This is a genomic window from Desulfovibrio legallii, from assembly GCF_900102485.1.
Taxonomy (GTDB): domain Bacteria; phylum Desulfobacterota; class Desulfovibrionia; order Desulfovibrionales; family Desulfovibrionaceae; genus Desulfovibrio; species Desulfovibrio legallii_A.
This window is the reverse complement of sequence record NZ_FNBX01000001.1, coordinates 153,196-166,374: the sequence shown is the minus strand read 5'-3', so window position 1 is coordinate 166,374 and position 13,179 is coordinate 153,196. Positions and strand designations below refer to the sequence as shown.

At 66.7% G+C, this 13,179-nt stretch carries 13 protein-coding genes; 3 read left to right on the top strand and 10 right to left on the bottom strand.

The window, feature by feature from the left end; genetic code table 11:
* Positions 1–200: 200 nt before the first annotated feature.
* The 7 genes from gcvPB to BLS55_RS00690 all read right to left on the bottom strand — a co-directional run bounded on the left by gcvPB (position 201) and on the right by BLS55_RS00690 (position 7,342).
* Positions 201–1,649, bottom strand: coding sequence for an aminomethyl-transferring glycine dehydrogenase subunit GcvPB (gene gcvPB, locus BLS55_RS00720; protein WP_092152413.1), 1,449 nt, complete (start codon positions 1,647–1,649; stop codon positions 201–203).
* Positions 1,646–2,977 carry an aminomethyl-transferring glycine dehydrogenase subunit GcvPA gene (gene gcvPA / locus BLS55_RS00715; RefSeq protein ID WP_092152412.1) on the bottom strand — a complete coding sequence of 444 codons (1,332 nt, stop codon included), beginning with the start codon at positions 2,975–2,977 and terminating at the stop codon, positions 1,646–1,648. Before gcvPA ends, gcvPB begins: the two co-directional genes overlap by 4 nt.
* A gap of 277 nt (positions 2,978–3,254) precedes the next feature.
* Positions 3,255–3,641: a glycine cleavage system protein GcvH gene (gcvH, locus tag BLS55_RS00710; RefSeq protein ID WP_092152411.1), complete on the bottom strand. Its 387-nt coding sequence runs from the start codon at positions 3,639–3,641 to the stop codon at positions 3,255–3,257.
* A gap of 48 nt (positions 3,642–3,689) precedes the next feature.
* Positions 3,690–4,772 (bottom strand): glycine cleavage system aminomethyltransferase GcvT, encoded by a 1,083-nt coding sequence (gene gcvT, locus BLS55_RS00705; protein WP_092152410.1) that lies wholly within the window; start codon positions 4,770–4,772, stop codon positions 3,690–3,692.
* A gap of 108 nt (positions 4,773–4,880) precedes the next feature.
* Positions 4,881–5,582 (bottom strand): (d)CMP kinase, encoded by a 702-nt coding sequence (gene cmk, locus BLS55_RS00700; protein WP_092152409.1) that lies wholly within the window; start codon positions 5,580–5,582, stop codon positions 4,881–4,883.
* Positions 5,579–6,718: a histidinol-phosphate transaminase gene (hisC, locus tag BLS55_RS00695; protein WP_092152408.1), complete on the bottom strand. Its 1,140-nt coding sequence runs from the start codon at positions 6,716–6,718 to the stop codon at positions 5,579–5,581. Before hisC ends, cmk begins: the two co-directional genes overlap by 4 nt.
* A gap of 171 nt (positions 6,719–6,889) precedes the next feature.
* Complete coding sequence (locus tag BLS55_RS00690) at positions 6,890–7,342, bottom strand: universal stress protein (RefSeq protein ID WP_092152407.1); 453 nt, start codon at positions 7,340–7,342, stop codon at positions 6,890–6,892.
* A gap of 295 nt (positions 7,343–7,637) precedes the next feature.
* On the opposite strand from BLS55_RS00690, the gene BLS55_RS00685 reads away from it, so the two are divergent.
* The gene (locus BLS55_RS00685) at positions 7,638–8,150 is read left to right on the top strand and encodes a hypothetical protein (RefSeq protein ID WP_092152406.1); all 513 of its coding nucleotides are present in this window, start codon (positions 7,638–7,640) and stop codon (positions 8,148–8,150) included.
* Positions 8,151–8,404: 254 nt separating this feature from the next.
* Here BLS55_RS00685 and BLS55_RS00680 read toward each other — a convergent pair whose 3' ends face one another.
* From BLS55_RS00680 to BLS55_RS00675, 3 genes are read right to left on the bottom strand one after another with little or no spacing between them, the layout of a single operon-like run.
* On the bottom strand, positions 8,405–8,953 hold the full coding sequence (locus BLS55_RS00680) for a hypothetical protein (protein WP_092152405.1): 549 nt from the start codon (positions 8,951–8,953) through the stop codon (positions 8,405–8,407).
* A gap of 55 nt (positions 8,954–9,008) precedes the next feature.
* The gene (locus BLS55_RS12020; RefSeq protein WP_180365354.1) at positions 9,009–9,155 is read right to left on the bottom strand and encodes a hypothetical protein; all 147 of its coding nucleotides are present in this window, start codon (positions 9,153–9,155) and stop codon (positions 9,009–9,011) included.
* A gap of 31 nt (positions 9,156–9,186) precedes the next feature.
* Entirely contained in the window at positions 9,187–9,411 is a 225-nt protein-coding gene (locus BLS55_RS00675) for an SHOCT domain-containing protein (RefSeq protein ID WP_092152404.1), read from the bottom strand.
* Between the two features lie 353 nt (positions 9,412–9,764).
* On the opposite strand from BLS55_RS00675, the gene BLS55_RS00670 reads away from it, so the two are divergent.
* Positions 9,765–11,669, top strand: a complete 1,905-nt coding sequence (locus BLS55_RS00670) for a two-component system sensor histidine kinase NtrB (RefSeq protein WP_143339489.1) — start codon at positions 9,765–9,767, stop codon at positions 11,667–11,669.
* On the top strand, positions 11,666–13,021 hold the full coding sequence (locus BLS55_RS00665) for a sigma-54-dependent transcriptional regulator (protein ID WP_092152402.1): 1,356 nt from the start codon (positions 11,666–11,668) through the stop codon (positions 13,019–13,021). Before BLS55_RS00670 ends, BLS55_RS00665 begins: the two co-directional genes overlap by 4 nt.
* The last annotated feature ends 158 nt before the right edge of the window (positions 13,022–13,179 follow it).

The window sequence follows — 13,179 nt, the reverse complement described above, 5'->3', positions numbered from 1 at the left end:
CTTGCGCGCAAGGCCAAAGCGCATGGTGCGCGCGGCATTGCACGATATGTGCACTTTTTCATTATGTTGCGGGAAAGGCCTGGCGCGGTTTGCGCCGTCCGGCGGCCGTGGGCCTGGCGCGCAACGCTGCGGAACGGTAGGGCAAAAAAAGGCCGGGCCCCATGCGGGGCCCGGCCGTCAGAAAGCCGGAGCGGCGGGGGTTAGCCCATGTCCTCGGTAAGCACCATATGCCGCGCGGCGGCGGTTTCGTCCAGCCGACGCACGGGCAGGTTTACGGGGGCCTGGGTCAGGCTCTGGGGGTCGCGCCGCCCCTGAGCCACAATCTCTTCCAGTGCGGCCACATAGGCGTCCAGGGTCTGTTTGCTTTCCGTTTCCGTGGGTTCGGCCATCAGGCATTCGTGCACGATGAGCGGGAAGTAGATGGTGGGCGCGTGGATGCCGCGTTCCAGCAGGGCCTTGGCGATATCCAGGGCGCGCAGGCCCTCCGGGGCCGAGGCCACGAATTCGTGGGCGCAGAAACGGTTTTTGAAGGGAATATCCAGAGTATTTTCCAGCTTCTTTTTGAGATAGTTGGCGTTGAGCACGGCGTATTCCGCCGCGCGGTTCAGCCCTTCGCCGCCCAGGCGCAGCATGTAGGCCAGGGCTTTGACCACCACGCCGAAGCTGCCGTAAAAGGGCCCGATGCAGCCGATGGACTGGGGCAGGTTGTAATCCAGGAAGAGGCTGCCGTCTTCGCGCGCGGCCACGCGAGGCGCGGGCAGGAAGGGCAACAGGCGTTGGCTTACGCCCACGGGGCCTGCGCCGGGGCCGCCGCCGCCGTGGGGGGTGGCAAAGGTTTTGTGCACGTTAAGGTGCACCACGTCAAAGCCCACGTCGCCCACCCGCATCTTGCCCAGGATGGCGTTCATATTGGCACCGTCGTAGTAGAGCAGGGCGTCCACGCCGTGGAGCAGCTCCACAATGCGGGGCAGGTGGGTTTCCATGAGGCCCAGAGTGTTGGGGCAGGTCATCATGATGCCGGCCAGGTCTTCGCCGTGTTCGGCCACGGCCGCGGCCACGGCCTCCGGGTCCACCATGCCGTCGCGCGAAGGCAGGTTCACGGTCTCAAAGCCCGCCAGGGCCGCCGAGGCCGGATTGGTGCCGTGGGCCGCGTCGGGAATGAGCATTTTTTTGCGGTTGCGTCCCTTGGCCTTGTGGTAGGCGGCAATGAGTTTCACGCCCGTGAATTCGCCGTTGGCCCCGGCCATGGGCTGAAAGGTGAAGGCCCGCATGCCCGTGATTTCGCAGAGCAGGGCCTCGGCCTCGCGCAGGCACTGCAGCGCGCCCTGCACGCAGGCGGCCCCCCGGCCGGACTGGGCCAGCAGGGGATGCGGGCGGCTGAAGCCCGGCAGCGCGGCCACGTATTCCGTGAATTTGGGGTTGTACTTCATGGTGCAGGAGCCAAGGGGGTAAAAATTGGCGTCCACACTGTAGTTGCGCTGCGAAAGCTCGGTAAAGTGGCGCACCACGTCCAGCTCCGAGCATTGGGGCAGGCGGGGCGGACGGGCGCGCAGCAGGGCCTTGGGCAGCATGTCCGCGGCCTTGGGGGCGTCGCTTTTCAGGCGGCAGGCGCAGCGGCCGGGCACGGATTTGGCGAAGATGGTGTTCACAGCAGACCTCCCACGGCTTCGGCGAGCATGCCGATCTGAGCGCGGCTGTTCTGCTCCGTGCAGGCCAGCAGCAGCACGTTTTCCATGTCCGGGTAATAGCGGCCCACGGCATAGCCCGGCACGCAGCCGTGGGCGGTGAGGGTCTCCGTCAGGCGGGCGGCGGGCACGGGCAGGCGCAGGGCCACCTCCGTGCCGTAGGGCGCGTCGTTGAGCAGCTCCACGCCTTTGAGGGCGGTGAGGCGCTCCACGGCGTAGCGGGCGAGAGCCATGTTGTTTTCAGCCAGGCGGGTGAGCCCCTCCGGCCCCAGCAGGCTCATGTGGATGAGGGCGCGCAGGGCGCAGAGGGCCTGATTGGAGCAGATGTTGGAGGTGGCCTTGGCCCGGCGGATGTGCTGCTCCCGCGCCTGAAGGGTGAGCACATAGCCCGTTTTGCCGTCCACATCCTTGGTGCGGCCCACGATGCGGCCGGGGAACTGGCGGATATGCTCTTTGCGGCAGGCCATCAGCCCCAGGTAGGGGCCGCCGAAGGCAAGGGGCAGGCCCAGGCTCTGGCCTTCGGCCACGGCCACATCCGCGCCCATTTCGCCAGGGGTTTTGAGCACGGCCTGCATGACCGGGTATACGGAGATGATGCCGAAGGCCTTGTGCGCGCGCGCTGCGGCAAAAACTTCCGTAAAGTCCGTTACCGCGCCGAAAAAGTTGGGGTTCTGCACCAGTACGGCGGCTGTCTGGTCGTCTATAGCGGCTTTGAGGGCTTCCACGCGGCTCACGCCGTTTTCCTGCCGCACGGTTTTAAGCTCCACATCCAGGTTGGAGATGTAGGTGGCCAGCATGACCCGCCAGATGGGGTTCACGGCCTCGTCCACCACCAGCACGCGGCGCTTGGTGCTGCGCACGGCCATCATGGCCGCCTCGAACAGGGCGGAGCCGCCGTCGTAAACCGAGGCGTTGGCGCAGTCCATTTCCATCAGGCGACTTACGGCCGTCTGAAATTCAAAAATAGCCTGCAGGGTGCCCTGGGAGCACTCGGCCTGGTAGGGGGTGTAGGCGGTGTAGAACTCGCTGCGCCCGGCCAGGGCGTCCACGGCCTTGGGGATATCGTGGGCGTAGTAGCCGGCGCCCAGAAAGGACGTGAGGTCCGTGCGGTTGCGGGCGGCAAGCGCTTCAAAATAGGCGCATACGGCGGCTTCGCTTTGCCCTTTGGGCAGGTCGAACCGGCGGGGACGCATGTCGGCCGGGATGTCGGCAAACAGATCGTCCAGCGCGCGCACGCCCACGACCTTGAGCATTTCCTTGAGCTCTTCAGGCGTGTGGGGGATATACGGCATGGTTGCTCCTTGCGCAAACGGCGCGGCGCAACAGAAAGCCGTTGCGCCGCGGGATAGTTGGTTGACGCGCCTTGGTGCGGGGGCGTGTTGCCCGCCCTTGAGAAGGGCCTGCTCAAGGACGGCGTGCGCTCTACGGCATTGCAATGTTGCAATGCCGTGGCGGCTGCAGAGACAGACGCTCGCCGTGTAGGCGCAAACGCAATGTATTTGCGCTGTTAAGCGCCGGAACGGGCGTGTCGCACGTTTTGAGCAGGCCTGTTCTCAAAGGCAATCTGCCCTAGTGGGCCGCAGAGGCGCAGTGCGCCTCGTAGGCCGCGGCGTCTATGAGGCCGCCGGGCTTCTGGCTGAGCTTCACCCGCACCAGCCAGCCCTGGCCGTAAGGATCGCTGTTGCAGAGCTCCGGGGTGTTTTCCAGAGCCGTGTTGACGGCCGTCACCGTGCCGGAAACGGGCGAGATCAGGTCGCTGGCGGCCTTGACCGATTCCACGGTGCCGAATTCCTTGTCTTCGCTCAGGACGTCGCCCATGGCGGGCAGCTCCACATAGGTGATGTCGCCCAGGGATTCCTGAGCAAAAAAGGTGATGCCCACAACGGCTTCGTCGCCTTCAAGGCGCGCCCATTCGTGGCTTTGGCTGTACAAAAGGTCCGTGGGATTGCTGGCCATGATTCTGCTCCTCAAAAACTGAAGTTCATGTGCCGCCGGTGCGGCGGGTTAAGCCAATTTCTGCCGGGCCGTGCCGTTCTTGTAGAAGGGCAGATCGGCTTTTACGGCGGGCAGCGCCGTTCTGGCGGCCTGGATCACAAACTGCGCGGCTTCGGCGTGGGCCGCGTCCACCCAGGCCAGGGCAATGCCGTGGCCCAGGGAGGGGGCAAAGGAGCCGCTGGTCACCCGGCCCGCGGGCGTGCCGTCGGGCAGGGTCAGGGCGTCGCCGTGGCGGGCGGCGCGGCGGCCTTCCAGGGCAAGCGGGGTCAGCACCTGGCGCACGGTCTGCGCGCCGGCCTTGCCCACATAGTCGGCCGCGCTGGTGAGCATGCGGCCCATACCGGCCTCGGCCGGGGTGTGCGCCGCATCCAGGTCGTGCCCGTAGAGGGGCAGGCCCGCCTCCAGGCGCAGGGTGTCGCGCGCGCCCAGGCCTGCGGGCCTGACCCGCGCGTCGGCCAGGAGGCATTCCCAGAAGGCCACGGCCCTGGCGGCGGGCAGATACAGCTCGTAACCCAGTTCGCCCGTGTAGCCCGTGCGGCTCACCAGCAGGGGCTCCCCCTGCCAGCGGGTTCTGCGGAAGGCGAAGTAGCCGAGATCGTGGAAATTCTCGCCCAGGGCCTGCTCCAGCACGGCCAGAGATTCAGGCCCCTGCAGATCCACCTTGGCTGTGGCGGCGGAGATGTCGGTAAGCCGCACGCTCTCAGGCAGGCGGGCGCGCAGGGTGGCGAAGTCGTCCGCGGCGCAGGCGGCGTTGACTACGGCCATGAAGGAATCCGGACCGAAGCGGTAGATGATGCCGTCGTCCAGCACGCCGCCCGCTTCGTTGAGGATGAAGCCATAGCGGCATTTGCCGGGGGCAAGCGTCTGCAGATTGTGGCTCACGGCCTGGGGCAGGGCTGCGTCCGCCCCTGGGCCCTCCACCAGAAATTCGCCCATATGGCAGATGTCAAACAAACCGGCGTGCCGGCGGGTGTGCTGGTGCTCGGCCAGGATGCCCTCGTACTGGATGGGCATGAGCCAGCCGGCAAAGGGGGCCATTTTGGCCCCGTGCGCCTCGTGCCAGGCGGTGAGCGGCGTGCGCAGTTCCGACATGGAAGCTCCTTGAGGTTGTATTGGGCCGGGGGCCGCGCGGCTCCCGAAGGCTGGAGCATGGTATCACTCCTGCCGCCGGGGCACAAGACGGCGCCGCAGAAAACCGCGTCAGAGCGCGGCGGCCCGCAGGGCGCGCGCGCCGCCGTGCACGTCGATATGGTGCAGCATAACGCCCAGCACGCCTTCAATGTCCAGATGGGAGGTATCCACCAGCAAGGCGTCCTGGGCGGGGCGCAGGGGGGCCACGGCGCGGTTGCGGTCCATGGCGTCGCGGCGGCGGATCTGATCCGTCAGACTGTTGAGGTCCGCGCTTTGACCACGGTTTTCCAGGTCGCGCAGGCGGCGCACGGCGCGCACCTCCGGGGCCGCGTCCAGAAAGAATTTGAAGCGCGCATCGGGAAAGACCACCGTGCCCATGTCGCGGCCTTCGGCCACCAGGGGGGAGGCCTCGCCCATGCGCCGCTGGATGCCGCGCAGGGCCTCGCGCACCACGGGCACGGCGGCAATGCGCGCGGCCAGCATGCCCACGGCCTCGGTGCGCACTTCGCCGCGCACGGGCGTTTCATTGCAGAACAGGGTGGAGCCCCGCCCCGTGCCGCTGAGGCGGAAGGCGTACTGCGCGCAGCGGGCGCGCAGATCCTCTTCGGGCAGGGCTTCCGCGCCCGGCCCCAGCTTGAGGGCCAGGCAGCGGAACATGGCGCCGGTATCCAGATAGGCCAGGCCCAGGCTTTCGGCCATGCGCCGGGCCAGGGTGGTTTTGCCCACGCCCGCCGGGCCGTCCAGGGTCACTACGGGGAGAGTGGCGCTCATGCCGCACCCCCTTGGCGGGCCGCGTTCAGGATGGCGTCCAGGGCGTTGAGAAAAGCGCGGTTTTCCCGCGCGTCGCCCACGCTGACGCGCAAAAGGTCGGGCAGGCCGTAGCTGGTCAGGGGGCGGATGATGATCCCGCGGCGCAACAACGCCTCAAAGCAGACGGCCGCAGCGGGCGCGGCCTCGGGCAGGCGGAACATGAGGAAGTTGGCCGCGCTGGGCCACACGCTGCAGCCCAGCGCCGTAAGGCCTACGGTGAGCGCATCGCGCCCGGTGCGCACGGTTTCCTGGGTGGCGGCGTAGAAGGCGCTGTCCTCCAGGGCGGCCAGGGCGGCTTCCTCGGCCAGCACGTTGACGGAAAAAGGCAGCCGCGCGCGCCAGAGGTAGTCCGCCAGGTCGCGCGGCAGCACGCCGTAGCCCACGCGCAGGCCCGCCAGGCCGTACTGTTTGGAAAATGTCCGCATAAAGGCGGCGTTTTCTGGCAGTTCGCCGCTTTCCAGCAGGGAGGATGCGGCCGGGTCCGGGGCAAAATCCATATAGGCTTCGTCCACCACCAGCAGGCACTGGGGCGCGCGGGCCGCCAGCTCGCGCGCCAGCTGCGCCACATCCGCACGGGGCGGGCAGTGGCCGGATGGGTTGTCGGGCGTGGTCACGAACATAAGGCGGGTGTTGCTGTCCGCCAGATTGATCATGGCACCGAAATCGAAGGAAAAATCTTCCCGCAGGGGGGTGCGGCGCACCTCCACGCCGCAGATCTGACCCTGGATGGGATAGATGCTGAAGCAGGGGCGGCAGCAGACCAGATTATCCCGGCCCGGCACGGCCAGCACCCGGATGAGCAGATCCAGGATTTCGTCCGAGCCGTTGCCCACCACAATGCGGGCGGGCTCCACCCGGTGGCGGCGGCCCAGGGCGGCGGCCAGGCGCGGATTGCCGCCCTGCGGGTAGCGGAAGGCCCCTTCCGCGTGGCGGCGAAGGGCGGCGACGGCCAGGGGGGGCGTGCCCAGGGGGTTTTCGTTGCTGGCCAGCTTGATGACCTGGGAAAGCCCGTATTTTTCCTGAATTTCCGCGATGGAAAGGCCGGGCGCATAGGGTTTGAGACCGGCGATTTCCGGCCGGACGCTGCTGGGGGTCATGGAAGCTCCAATGGTAGAGCAGTTGCGTGCGCTGCCGCCGCACGGGCCGCGAAGGCCGCTGCGAACCGCTGTGGCGCAGGGCGTTGCGGGCCGCCTTTCTGACAAAGGCAGGCCCCCGTCGGCGGCGGGGGCCTGAACAAAAACGGTTCCGGGGGCGGGCCCGCGGCCGGTTTAGTCTTCAATATCCGTGGGCCGCACGGTCAGCACGGGCATGTCGGCGTTTTTGACCACCTTTTCGGCTACGGAGCCAAAGAGGATGCGGTCAATGCCCTTGCGGCCGTGGGTGCCCATAACGATGAGGTCCACGCTCTCTTCCTTGGCGCGATTGAGGATTTCTTCGGCGGCATAGCCGATGAGCACCTGGCCCTTGGCCTCCACGCCCGGAAAGTTTTCGGCGACAAAGGATTCCATGGACTTTTCCGCGCCGGTGACGATCTCGCCCACAAAATTTTCAATGGTGTTGGGGGGCACATGAAAACCCACATACTGGCTCAGGGAGGGCGCAGTATAGACCACCAGCACGCTGGCGTTCAGCTTTTGGGCCAGCAGCAGGGCGTATTCGGCCACGTCCTTGCTGTGGTCGGAGAGGTCAACGGCGCACAGGATCTTTTTGATTTCCTTCATGGCAAACTCCTGTTCTCGGAACGCAGAGATGTTTTTCACAATGTGGGGGCGGCGCGTTCGCCCCGCCTGCACAGCGCGAACCGCCGTTCACGGATTTTTGCCTTTACCTGTGGTAAATCGTAGGTGTTTTTGCGGCGATAGACAAGTCTTTTCCGCCACTTTGCCGGGGGCGGGAAAATTTTTCCTCCGGCGCGGGGGCCGGCCTTGCAAAACCGGGGGCTTATGTCTAGACTTATTCCTGGCAAAGTTTTTGCAGTTGACGACGCATACGGCAATGCCAACCCCTGGAGGCGTCATGAAGATTCAGAACGAACAACTGGAGGCCCTGCTGCGACAGCAGGAGCTTGCCGCCAGGACCGACGCCGGGCAGAAAAGCGACGGCAACGCTTTTGCCGCCGCCCTGGCCGAACAGATGGGCCTTGGAGAAGATGCCGCCGCAGCCGTGCCGGCCTCAGGCGGGCAGACCGCCCAGGCGTCGCTGATCAGCCAGATGCTGCTGACGGACGTTTCCGCCGCGCCCGCCGCAGGCGCAGACGCAGCCGCCGGCCTGGAGGACGCCGTATCCCAGGCCGCCGGAACGCTGGACATGTGGGAAAGCTATGTGCAGACCCTCGGCGCGGGCGACGACGCCTCCCTGAAAGATGCCTATGCGCTGCTGCAAGGCATTGACGGGCAGGTTGCCGCGCTGAAGGACAGCACGGCGAACCTGCGCGGACAGAATGCGGGCTTCGATTCCCTGGTCAACGAGCTGGAAGTGCTTGCGACCACGGAGAAGGTCAAGTTTAACCGCGGGGACTATCTGGCCTGAGCGCGGTCGCCCTGGTAACAAGGCGGCATCCTGAAAGAAAACGGGTCGACGACGCTGCACGCCGTCGGCCCGTTTTCTTTTTGCCGCCGCAGAAAAGCCACGCGGCCCCGACGCCGGGGAGCGTCGGGGCCGCGTGGGTTAAGGTTAGCGTGTTCAGGAGGGGTTTATGTCCATATGGCCGGACAAGGGGGGAAGTTTTTCAAAGGTCGGGCGCGGCGTTGGCAGGACGCCGGCCTGACCTGTCGGCGCGGGGATCAGCGCGCGTCGTCGTAGGGGCCGTAGCCGGGGCCCATCATGCCGCCGTAGCCGCCGTAGCCCATGTGGCCGTAGCCCATGTGACCGTAGCCGGGGCCCATCATGCCGCCGCGGGGGCCGTAGCCGCCGCGCGGGCCGTAACCGCCGCCGCAGGGGCCAAAGCCGCGGCCCATGCCCATGCCGCCCATGTAGGGGATGCCTTTATCCTGCATCTGCTTGCGCATGTCCGCATCGGCGGCGTAAAGTTTGTTGCTGATGTCGGTCAGCTCTTTGCGGATGGCCTGCACCTTGGCGTCGTCGTCCTTGGCGCCGGCGGTGTAGAGGGCGTCGAGCTCCGCCTGCTTGGCCCACTGCAGTTGCATGAGCGGCTGCATTTTCTGGAAGAACTGCTGGTGCAGCTCCTGCATGGCGGTTACCTGTTCCACGGTAAGCGCGCTCCCCGGGCCGCCCATGTAGTAATGGGACCGGGCCGCCGCCATGCCGGCGAAAGCCAAGGTGGCCGCCAGGGCCAGGGAAAGGGTCAGTGTGGTCAAACGGGTCTTTTTCATGGTCGTATATCCTTTGCTGTTTGTTGCGGCAGCGCCGCGTGTCAAAACGTCTTGTTTACCGGCGGGGGGCCTGTACGGCGGGGGGCGCGAAGTAGCCGTCACACCCGCCGTACCAGCCCGGCCCCGGCCCGCCGTGACAGCCGCTCAGCAGAACCGCCGTCAGGGCCAGGATTCCCAGCAGCACCGTACTGCGCATTCCCATGTTTTTCTCCGCAGGTCCGCATGCCGTGGGGCTAGAGCACTTTTTTAAGGTTTTCAAATTCTTCCAGGCTGATTTCGCCCGCCGCCAGCCGCCGCTTGAGGATTTCCAGCGAGTCGCGCCGGTCGCCGTGGCTCTGTCGGCGAGAGCGCAGCAGGTTGCACGCCCAGACCGCCGCCAGCACCAGCAGCAGAAACACGAGCACCATGCCCGGCCAGCCGCCTCCGCCCATAAATCCGTCTGAAAAGCACCCAAACATATATTGTTCCTTACAGCGGCTGTGGCGCGGTCTCACGGCCCTTTGCCGTGGCCGGCCGCTGTGCGCCGCCGTTGCCCAGCATAAGGCAAAGGCCGTGCCAAACCCGACAAAATTATATAATATATTAATATTATTAAATAATTTTAAATACTGGCGCCACGGCCCCGTCAGCGGTCGTTGTGGGATTTGTCCAGAATTTACTCAATTGCCCTGGACGCTGTCCCAAAACTTCCCGCCCTCTTGCCAGGTGTGTAAAAAATACCTATTGCAAGAACGGGCGGTACGCCGCGGCGTTGCCGCCCGCCGATTTTTACGCACGCCCCGGCCGCAGCGCCGCGGCCGAGGACACAGCCATGGCAGCAGCGACATCTTCCCCACGTCCCTTATGGATCCGCAGCCTTTCCCCCTGGATGCTGCTGGGTCTGGCCCTCATCCTGGGCGCGGCCGTGACGGCGCTTTCCGTCCGCAGCAGTCAGCGGGAGCGGGAAGCCATGACCCAAAATATGGTGGACAGAGCCGAGGCCCTGATCTGGGCCCTGGAGGCGGGCGGGCGCTCCGGCTTTTGCCGGCCTGCGGACAATTTCCGCAGCCTGGAGCCCCTGCTGATGGAGACGGCCAAGCAGCCGGGCATTGTGTTTATGGCTGTGGCCGGCAGCGGTGGCCTGATAATGGCCCACAACGGGGCCGCGGCCCTTACCACCGAGCAGGCGGCAGCCGCCCTGCCCCCGCCGGAGAAAGTGGGGGAGGGCCCGGCCTGGCGCGTGCGCCAGTGGGGCGAGCGCAAGGTTTTTGAGGTTTACCGGCTGTTTGCGCCCCTGCGCCCGGAGCATCAGGCCCACCAGGGCCGCATGGGCCGCATGTTCGGCCGCGGCATGGGGCCGGGCATGATGGGGGAAGCCGCGCCGCCGGACGCGGCAGGAGCGCGCCGGGGGTGGCCGCCCCCGCCGTCTGCGGGCCCGGAAGAGGTGCCGCAAACGCGGCGCGCGCTGGGCATTGCCATGGTGGGGCTGGACATGCAGCCTTTTGAGGCGGCCCTGGCCGCCGACCGCCGCAATACGCTGGTCAGCGCCGCCCTGGTGGCGGCTCTGGCCCTGGCGGCGGTGGTTTCCCTGTTCTGGGCCCACAACTACCGGCGCTCGCGCCGGATGCTGCGCGACCAGCGGGCCATGGCCGCGGAGGTGGTGGCCAATCTGCCCCTGGGGCTCATCACCAGCGACCCCGGCGGGGCGGTGGCGCTCATCAACGCCACAGCCCTGGACATGCTGGGCCTTGCCCGTGAGCGGGCCGTGGGCGCTTCCCTGCGCGGTCTGCCTGGTCTGGACTGGGCGGCCCTGGCGCGGGAGCTGGCCAAGAAGGGCAGGATTCCGGACCGCGAAGCCCGGCTGAACGTTCCTGGCCGTCGGCCTGCCGCCGTAAGCCTGGGCGCGGCCGCCGTGCGCAACGAGACGGGCGTGTTTCTGGGGCATGTGTTTGTGCTGCGCGACATTACCGAGGTCAAACGTCTGCGGGCCGAGGCCCAGCGCCACGACCGCCTGGCCGCCCTGGGCAATCTGGCGGCGGGCGTGGCCCATGAGATCCGCAATCCCCTGAGCACCATCAAGGGCGTGGCCGTATACCTGGCCCGCAGGCTTGCGCCCGGCGGCCGCGAGGAAGAAGCGGCCCGGCGCATGGTGGACGAGGTGGACCGCCTGGACCGGGTGGTTTCGGAGCTTCTGCAGTTTGCGCGGCCCGGAGCCATGCCCCGCAGCGCCGGGGACGTGCGGGAGGTGATCCGCCACGCCCTGCGCCTGGCCGAGGCGGATCTGCAGGCCAAGGGCGTGCGGGTGGCGCAGGATCTGCCGCCGGAGTTTCCGGACGTGCCCATCCACGCCGAGCGCCTGACCCAGGCCCTGCTCAATCTTTTTCTTAACGCGGCCCAGGCCATGAGCCCCGGCGGGGAGCTGCGCGTGGCCCTTGCGCCGCTGCCGGACGGCAATTTTTACGCCATTACGGTTACGGATACGGGGCCGGGCATTGCCGAGGCGGCTTTGTCCTCCATCTTTACGCCGTACTTCACCACCAGGCCTTCGGGCACGGGGCTGGGGCTTTCCATCGCGCTGCAGATTGTGGAGGGCCTGGGCGGTCGGCTGCACGCGGCCAACGTGGGCGGCGCGCCGGGGCAGGGGGCGGAATTTACCCTTATCCTGCCCCTGCGTCCTGACGCGGACGCAACGGACGCCGCCCCAGCCCGCGGCGACACGGAGAAAAACCAACGATGAACGCGCAAAAATCCATCCAGCTGCTGGTGGTGGACGACGACCGCAACCACCGCGAAATGCTGGAGGCCCTGCTGGAGGAATGGGGCTACGCCCCCACCGGCCTGGACAACGGCGAGGCCGCCGTGGCCCTTTGCCGGGAGCGGCCCTTTGACCTCATCCTCATGGACGTGCGCATGGGCGGCATGAACGGCGTGGAGGCCACCCGCGCCATCAAGGCCTACAATCCGGCCATCCCCATCCTGATCATGACGGCCTACTCCGACGTGGCCGGGGCCGTGGAAGCCCTCAAGGCCGGAGCCTACGACTACCTGACCAAGCCCCTGGCCTTTGACGTGCTCAAGCTGGCCCTGAAGCGCGCCCTGGACCACGCCACCCTCAAGGACGAGGTGCGCAGCCTGCGCCACGAACTGGCCGCCGCCTTTGACGCCCGCCAGATCATCGGCCAGAGCCCGGCCATGCGTCAGGTGCTGGATCTGGCGGCGGCCATTGCGCCTTCCGAGGCCACGGTGCTCATCACCGGCGAATCGGGCACGGGCAAGGAGGTCATGGCCCGGCTCATCCACGCCAACAGCGCCCGCCGCAACGGGCCCTATGTGACCGTAAACTGCGCGGCCCTTACCGAAACCCTGCTGGAATCGGAGCTTTTCGGCCACGAGAAGGGCGCGTTTACCGGGGCGGAAAAACGCCGTGAAGGCCGCTTTATGGCCGCCCACAAGGGCACCATTTTTCTGGACGAGATCGGGGAGATTCCCCTTTCCATGCAGGTCAAGCTGCTGCGCGTCATCCAGGAGCGGGAGATCCAGCGCGTGGGCGGGGACCAGCCCCTTAAGGTGGACGTGCGCATTCTGGCCGCCACCAACAAGGATCTGGCCCAGGAGGTGGCCGAAGGCCGCTTTCGTCAGGATCTTTACTACCGCCTCAACGTGGTGGCCCTGACCCTGCCGCCCCTGCGCGACCGGCGGGAGGACATCCCCCTGCTGGCCATGCACTTTCTCAAAATCTTTGCCCAGCGCAACGGCAAGGGCGTCAAGGGTTTCACCCCCACGGCCATGGACCGTCTGCTCAAGCATTCCTGGCCCGGCAACGTGCGCGAGCTGGAGAACGCCGTGGAGCGCGCCGTGGTGCTGCTGGTGGGCGAGTATGTGAGCGAACGGGAGCTGCCCCCCACCATTGTCGCCGGGGAGGAGGCCCCCCGCCCCGCCTCCCGCCCGGATTTCGCCCACATGACGCTGGAAGAAATCGAGCGCCTGGCCGTGCAGGACACCCTGGAACAGGTGGGCGGCAACAAAAGCGAGGCTGCGCGCCGCCTGGGCATCAACCGCAAAACCCTGCTGGCCAAACTTGGCAAGTAGCCGGGGCTGCCGTCGGCGCGCCCGGGCCGCGGGGGCCCCAAAGCCTTGCACAGAACTTTTGCCGGAAGGCCGGGCAGCAGTCGCCTTTATCAGAAGTGGGAGGCTTGTCCTGCCTTGCCCATATGGCGGAAAAATGGATTGTCATCACACCCTGCTTT

What these genes read in the sequence shown, in the direction of transcription:
- BLS55_RS00675 (WP_092152404.1), bottom strand. Translation starts at nt 9,411, where the DNA reads ATGTTTGGGTGCTTTTCAGACGGATTTATGGGCGGAGGCGGCTGGCCG.
- BLS55_RS00690 (WP_092152407.1), bottom strand. Translation starts at nt 7,342, where the DNA reads ATGAAGGAAATCAAAAAGATCCTGTGCGCCGTTGACCTCTCCGACCAC.
- BLS55_RS00670 (WP_143339489.1), top strand. Translation starts at nt 9,765, where the DNA reads ATGGCAGCAGCGACATCTTCCCCACGTCCCTTATGGATCCGCAGCCTT.
- BLS55_RS00680 (WP_092152405.1), bottom strand. Translation starts at nt 8,953, where the DNA reads ATGAAAAAGACCCGTTTGACCACACTGACCCTTTCCCTGGCCCTGGCG.
- BLS55_RS12020 (WP_180365354.1), bottom strand. Translation starts at nt 9,155, where the DNA reads ATGGGAATGCGCAGTACGGTGCTGCTGGGAATCCTGGCCCTGACGGCG.
- hisC (WP_092152408.1), bottom strand. Translation starts at nt 6,718, where the DNA reads ATGACCCCCAGCAGCGTCCGGCCGGAAATCGCCGGTCTCAAACCCTAT.
- BLS55_RS00665 (WP_092152402.1), top strand. Translation starts at nt 11,666, where the DNA reads ATGAACGCGCAAAAATCCATCCAGCTGCTGGTGGTGGACGACGACCGC.
- BLS55_RS00685 (WP_092152406.1), top strand. Translation starts at nt 7,638, where the DNA reads ATGAAGATTCAGAACGAACAACTGGAGGCCCTGCTGCGACAGCAGGAG.
- cmk (WP_092152409.1), bottom strand. Translation starts at nt 5,582, where the DNA reads ATGAGCGCCACTCTCCCCGTAGTGACCCTGGACGGCCCGGCGGGCGTG.
- gcvT (WP_092152410.1), bottom strand. Translation starts at nt 4,772, where the DNA reads ATGTCGGAACTGCGCACGCCGCTCACCGCCTGGCACGAGGCGCACGGG.
- gcvH (WP_092152411.1), bottom strand. Translation starts at nt 3,641, where the DNA reads ATGGCCAGCAATCCCACGGACCTTTTGTACAGCCAAAGCCACGAATGG.
- gcvPA (WP_092152412.1), bottom strand. Translation starts at nt 2,977, where the DNA reads ATGCCGTATATCCCCCACACGCCTGAAGAGCTCAAGGAAATGCTCAAG.